This window comes from Bifidobacterium italicum (assembly GCF_002286915.1).
Taxonomy (GTDB): domain Bacteria; phylum Actinomycetota; class Actinomycetes; order Actinomycetales; family Bifidobacteriaceae; genus Bifidobacterium; species Bifidobacterium italicum.
The window spans coordinates 1-3,731 of sequence record NZ_MVOG01000054.1 but is presented as its reverse complement, the minus strand read 5'-3'; the positions used below and the strand labels follow the sequence as shown (position 1 = coordinate 3,731).

Here is a 3,731-nt window from a genome sequence, read left to right as displayed (position 1 = left end):
GGGCCTCGACGCCGTCGCCGGCATGCCACCCGAGCAGCGGATCGACGGCGTGCGCTTCGCGCGGCCGCTGCTCGGCGTCGCGCGCGCCGACACGACGCGCATCTGCGGCGACCTCGGCCTGACATGGTGGGACGACCCGACGAACGGCGACGGCGTCGCCGCCGACGAGCCGCTGCCGGCGAGCTTCCCGCTGCGTTCGCGCGTGCGGCATACGCTGCTGCCGCAGCTGAGCGCCTTCGCCGGCCGCGATATGACGGCGATGCTCGCCGACGGCGCCGCGCTCGCTCGGCGCGACATGGACCTGCTCGAGCGGCTCACCGACGACGTCTTCGCCCGCAGCGTGCGCATCGAGGACGACGGCGGCGGCGGCATGCGCGCGTTCATCGACGCGCGTTCGCTCGCCGCCGAGGACGCGGCGCTGCGCTTCCGCGTCGTCGCGCGCACGCTCGCGATCTGCGCGCCGGGCAGCGGCCGGCGCCATGTCGAGGCCGTCGAGGCCCTCGTCTCCGGTTGGCACGGGCAACGGGGTGTGCGACTTCCCAGAAAACGCACAGCGAATCGTCAGAAACACGTCATTGAGGTGTGCCAAGATGTAACGCATGCAAATCGTCGACATAGAGCATGAAATCGATCATGAGCTGCTGAGCCATGAACAGATCATGGGGAAGATCACCGAAGTCGCCGCACAGGCAAGCGAGGACTACCGCGGACGCACGCCGCTGCTCGTCTGCGTGCTCAAGGGCGCCGCGACGACGATGGTCGCGTTCTCCCAGGCGATGTCGATCCCGCTCGAGATGGACTACATGAGCCTGTCGAGCTACGGGTCGGGCACGGTGAGCAGCGGCGTCGTCACGGTGCGCCAGGACCTGTCGACCGACGTGCGCGGGCGTGACGTGTTCATCGTCGAGGACATCATCGATTCGGGGGTCACGCTCAAATGGCTCGTCGACGAACTGGAGCGCAGGGGCGCCGCATCGGTCGAGATCTTCGCGCTGTTGGAGAAACCGGCGCGGCATCAGGTGCAGTTGGACGTGAAATACAAGGGATTCGTGATCCCGGACGAGTTCGTCGTCGGCTTCGGGCTCGATTATGACGAACGCTACAGGAACCTCGATTCGATCGCGGTGTTGAAGCCGGAAGTATACGAAGGAGAGCAGGCATGAGCATCCCGCAGGGGCCGCAGCAGCCACGCGGCAACCGCAACGGGTCGCCGGGCAACCGCCCGAACCCGTTCAACCCGTCCGACCCGAACAACCCGGGAGGCGGCGATCCGAACGGCAAGAGGAGCGCATGGCGCTCGCCGTGGTTCTGGGGCACCGTCGTCGCGCTCGTAGCGCTCGTCATCCTCTTCCTGTCGATGAACGGCGGCGCGAAGACGATCACGACCGAGCAGGGCCTGTCGATCCTCAAGAGCAACGCGTCGAACATCACGAACGCGACGATCGTCGACAACCAGAACCTCGTCGAACTCAAGCTCAAGGACGCCTATTCGGGCAAGGACCCGGAGTCGGGCAACGACCGCAACTACGGCACCGACGTGCAGTTCTACTTCGCGAGCGCGCAGGACGCCGACATCGTCAAGGCCGTCGAGGACGCCAAACCGGCGAACGGCTGGACGGCGACGATCAAGACGCAGGGCGCGCTGACCTACATGCTCACGTCGCTGCTGCCGATCCTGATCATCCTCGGCTTCGGCTGGTTCCTGATGAGCAGGATGAGCAGCACGAGCGGCATGCTCGGCATGGGCGGCAAGAAGAACGCCGGCAAGCTCGCCGACGGCCAGATCCCGAAGACGAAGTTCTCGGACGTGGCCGGCGAGGAGGCCGCCGTTCAGGAGGTCGAGGAGATCAAGGACTTCCTCAAGGACCCGGCGAAGTACAAGGCGCTCGGCGCGCGCATCCCGCGCGGCGTGCTGCTCTACGGCCCTCCGGGCACCGGCAAGACGCTGCTCGCGCGCGCGATCGCCGGCGAGGCGGGCGTCCCGTTTTATTCGATGGCCGGCTCCGACTTCGTCGAGATGTTCGTCGGCCTCGGCGCCTCGCGCGTGCGCGACCTGTTCGACGAGGCGAAGAAGAACGCCCCGGCGATCATCTTCATCGACGAGATCGACGCCGTCGGCCGCAAGCGCGGCTCCGGCATGGGCGGCGGCCACGACGAGCGCGAGCAGACGCTCAACCAGCTGCTCGTCGAGATGGACGGCTTCGACAACGACACGAACCTGATCATCATCGCCGCGACGAACCGTCCGGACGTGCTCGACCCGGCGCTGCTGCGCCCGGGCCGATTCGACCGTCAGGTGGCCGTCGAGGCGCCGGACCTCGAAGGCCGCGAGGAGATCCTCAAGGTGCATGCGAAGGGCAAGCCCTTCGTGCCGGACATCGATCTGCACGCGATCGCCGTGCGCACGCCGGGCTTCACCGGCGCCGACCTGGCGAACGTGCTCAACGAGGCCGCGCTGCTGTGCGCACGCGTCGGCGCCCAGCTCATCGACAACCGCGCGATCGACGAGGCGATCGACCGCGTGATGAGCGGCCCGCGCCGCCGTACGCGCGGCATGGCGCTCGACGAGCTGCGCAACACCGCCTACCATGAGGGCGGCCACGCGCTCGTCGCCGCCGCGCTGCACAACACCGACCCCGTCACCAAGGTCACGATCCTGCCGCGAGGCCGCGCGCTCGGCTACACGGCCGTCATGCCGACCGAGGACCGCTACTCGCAGTCGCGCAACGAGCTGCTCGACCAGATGGCCTACGCGATGGGCGGCCGCACCGCCGAGGAGATCGTCTTCCACGATCCGACGACCGGCGCGTCGAACGACATCGAGAAGGCGACGAGCATCGCGCGCCATATGGTCGGAGAATACGGCCTGTCCTCGCAGCTCGGTGCCGTCAAGTGGATCGACTCCGACGACGACCAGGGCCTCGACGGGCTTCGTCCCCGCAACTATTCGAACGCGACGGCCGAGATGATCGACGAGCAGGTGCTCGACCTCATCGAGACCGCGCATCAGGAGGCGTGGCAGATCCTCACCGACAACCGCGAGATCCTCGACGAGCTCGTGCGCCGTCTGCTCGTCAAGCAGACGCTCAACGAGAAGGAGCTCAAGGAGGTCTTCGCCGGCATCAAGATGGCCCCGGAACGGCCGGTGTGGCTCAGCAGCCCGAACCGCCCCGATTCGGACGTGCCGCCGGTGCCGATCCCCGAATCGCTCAAGGAGTCGGCGGGCATCCCGCAGCAGCAGTTCTGACCGGATCTGACGAGTCGGTCATCCAACAGGCCCGGCGCCGCAAAGCCCGGGCCTGTCGCATTGGTCGGACCGGCACGCCGGCGAATCGGCAAGCAGGAAGGACACGAACATGGGAACGCACACGCTCATCTGCCGGGGATTGACGGCGGGCATGATCGACGTCGTCGACGACCCCTTCGCCGGCCGGGCGCGTCTGGACGTCGACGTCGAACTCGACGGAGGCCTCGTCGCGCGCGCCTCGGCGACGACGCTCGTCGAGACCGTCCGGCGCATCGTCGCGGCACACGACGGCGAGACCGGCGCGATGGTCGCCGACGCCGTCGCCGAGGCGGTGCGCCGCGAGACGGCGGCCGAGACGGCGCAGGTGACGCTCACGCTGACGCCGACGGCGCCGGACGCGGTCTGCAGTCAGCTGCGCTGGGTCGCGGAGTCGGGCGCGACGACGCCGAGGGACGTCGGGCCGGCGGCCGCGCACGCGGCGCAG

Annotated in this window: 4 protein-coding genes; all 4 read left to right on the top strand. The window is 68.4% G+C overall.

Annotation, left to right across the window (positions count from 1 at the left end; translation table 11 throughout):
• Nucleotides 1–625 (top strand): TilS substrate-binding domain-containing protein (locus B1400_RS08980; RefSeq protein ID WP_407641089.1); only part of this gene is annotated, 625 nt, incomplete at its 5' end.
• Entirely contained in the window at nt 600–1,163 is a 564-nt protein-coding gene (hpt, locus tag B1400_RS08975) for a hypoxanthine phosphoribosyltransferase (RefSeq protein ID WP_095614049.1), read from the top strand. The genes B1400_RS08980 and hpt, both read left to right, overlap by 26 nt.
• The gene (ftsH, locus tag B1400_RS08970) at nt 1,160–3,247 is read left to right on the top strand and encodes an ATP-dependent zinc metalloprotease FtsH (protein WP_095614048.1); all 2,088 of its coding nucleotides are present in this window, start codon (nt 1,160–1,162) and stop codon (nt 3,245–3,247) included. Before hpt ends, ftsH begins: the two co-directional genes overlap by 4 nt.
• Before the next feature lie 109 nt (nt 3,248–3,356).
• A partial coding sequence (locus tag B1400_RS08965; RefSeq protein WP_133064680.1) for a hypothetical protein occupies nt 3,357–3,731 on the top strand: 375 nt, incomplete at its 3' end.